This window comes from Blastomonas sp. (assembly GCF_041747255.1).
GTDB lineage: Bacteria > Pseudomonadota > Alphaproteobacteria > Sphingomonadales > Sphingomonadaceae > Blastomonas.
This window is the reverse complement of record NZ_JBGTFM010000075.1, coordinates 1-2,505: the sequence shown is the minus strand read 5'-3', so window position 1 is coordinate 2,505 and position 2,505 is coordinate 1. Positions and strand designations below refer to the sequence as shown.

General features: G+C 59.6%; 2 protein-coding genes. One reads left to right on the top strand and one right to left on the bottom strand.

The window, feature by feature from the left end; translation table 11 throughout:
- Positions 1–609 (bottom strand): integrase arm-type DNA-binding domain-containing protein (locus ACEW8G_RS02765; RefSeq protein WP_373486920.1); only part of this gene is annotated, 609 nt, incomplete at its 3' end.
- A gap of 226 nt (positions 610–835) precedes the next feature.
- Here ACEW8G_RS02765 and ACEW8G_RS02760 point away from each other — a divergent pair.
- Positions 836–2,278: a DUF6880 family protein gene (locus ACEW8G_RS02760; protein WP_373486919.1), complete on the top strand. Its 1,443-nt coding sequence runs from the start codon at positions 836–838 to the stop codon at positions 2,276–2,278.
- Positions 2,279–2,505 lie beyond the last annotated feature (227 nt).

Below are 2,505 nucleotides of genomic sequence, written 5' to 3'. Positions count from 1 at the left end.
GCTGAGAAACCGCTCACGCTTCTCTTCTGGGTATTTCCGGATGTGCTTGCGCGGGTTGGAACCGTCGGGCCGCAATCCCCACATCTCCGCCAGCACGAACATCTTGGAAACCACCTCGAGGCAGCGGTTTGCCTGATAGGGAATGTGTCGAAGATCGTGATGGAACTTCGCCACATCGGCGCGGGTGATTTCAGGGACTGCCAGACGACCCAGTGCGGGCAGGATGAAGCGCCTGAGGTTGCCGCGATATTCTTTCGCAGTGCTGGGTTTCAGGCGCACCGCGATGTGTTCCTTGTCGAAGCGCTCCGCCAGATCGCTGACGGTGGCGGCATTGCGTTTGGCAGCCCGATCAGCTGCAGGATCCTCGCCATTCTTGACATCGGCGATGATCGTAATCGCCCGTGTGCGCGCCTGATCGCAGGTAAGTACCGTGCTGGGCCCGAGACTCATGCGTCGCGGTCGTCGCCCTGCGCGATACTGCACCACGAAGCTTTTGCGCCCGCTGGGCATCACGCGCACACCGAAGCCGGGAATGCTCTCGTCCCAGATGAAGAACTCCGTCGCCTGCGGCTCAATAGCATCGACAGTCCGTTTGGTCAGTTTTGGCATGAGCGGTCCTGCGCAATGATGATGGCTGGCCCTTACAGTGGTTATCATTTGCGCACAGTCAACGAACACATTGAAATTGCGAAATAAAAGGAAAAGCTGCGTAGCCGTTCTAGCCGCAAAACAGTATTCTGTCGGAATTCAAACCGGTATTAGCACCGAATCAGTGTTGGCGTTTCGTTCGTCGCATACCGCTGTTAGTGTGGTTCTAAATTGATACGGGTTTCCAATGGCATCGAAGACTACCCTGAACGCAAAGAACCTTGAGACGCTGGGCGCCGCGCGTCTGGCTGAACTGCTGATCGAAATCAGTACCGGCTCTCCCGTGGCCAAGAGGCGGTTGCGGCTGGAGCTGGCGGGAGCGCAAAGCCCGAAAGAGGCGGGGCGCGAGGTGGCCAAGCGTCTGACTAGCATTGCGCGGGCGCGCAGCTTTGTGAACTGGAAAAACCGCAAGCCGCTCGTCACCGATTTGGAGAGCCAACTTAGCGCGATCAAGGCGCAGATCGCCCCTGACGACCCGGCCGAGGGGTTGGCGCTGCTGTGGCGATTCATGCAGGTCGCAACGCCGCTGTTCGAGCGCTGCGATGACAGCAGCGGCATCGTCATCGGCGTTTTTCACGACGCCTGCGCAGCGCTGGGCGAAATCGCGCTCGCTGCCGGGACGTCGCCGGAAGATTTGGCCGATGCGGCTGTCGAGGCCTTGTGTGACAATGGCTATGGTCAGTATGATGGGTTGATCGCCATTCTGAAACCGGCATTGGGAGCGGAAGGCCTCGGCCACCTCAAGCAGCGCATAGAGGCGTTGGCGGCGGAGCCTGTCCCGGTGCCCCCGAAAGAGGAATGGGAGGCAGTGGGGTATGGCAGTGGCGGGACCACCTACGCGCATGAGATGGAAGAGCGCTCCCGGCAAAGCATGGTGGGGATGGCGCTGAAGGACATCGCCGATGCCATGGGCGACGTGGATGCCTTCATCGCCCAATACGATCCAAAAACGCGGAAGGTACCCAAGATTGCGGCCGAAATTGCGGCGCGCCTACTGGCCGCTGGCAGGGCAGAGGATGCGCTTGGCTTCATCGAACGGGCCGAGGTGGACAACGACCGCTGGGTGCCCCGCGAGTGGCAGGACACTCGACTTGTCGTGCTTGAGGCGCTTGATCGCAAGGAGGAGGCGCAGGCTTTTCGTTTGAGCTGTTTCGAGAGCACTCTAAATTCTGAATACCTGCGCGATTTTCTAAAGCGGCTTCCCGATTTCGAGGACATCGAGGCCGAGGAACGGGCCATGGACCACGCCGCGGCCCACTCGCGCGGGACGCCGGCCTTGGGCTTTTTCCTGGACTGGCCATCGCCAGACCGCGCAGCCCGGTTGTTGATTGACCGCCACGCCGAAATCAACGGCGACCACTACGAATTTCTCGTGCCGGCAGCTGAGGCTACCTCGGAGCGCCACCCGCTTGCCGCCACGCTGGCCTTGAGAGCTATGATCGACTTCACACTGTCGAAGGCCAGATCAAAGCGCTACGGCTATGCCGCCCGACACTTGACCGAATGCGCGGCGCTGGCCGGCCGGATCAACGATTATGGGACGTTTGAGCCGCACGACGTCTATGTCGCTCGGATGAAGCTAGAACACGGCCGGAAGTCGGGGTTCTGGCATCATGTCGACGGAAAATGAAGTAACCTGTCGTGTTTCGTTGAGTCAGGTTCATTTGCGGGGTTTGTAAGGTGGTCGTTGCGGCCGATGCTTATGTGGTTTTTGACCCTAAGTGTCCATCCGAGATCATCTTGAATCTTTGGAGTCCCTTGTGAATCCTTGACGGAGGCATGGATTTGCGAGGGTTGACGGATGTGGACGGACGAGAACCGCGGTCGGTATGATCGCAAGGGGCTACGTTATCCCAG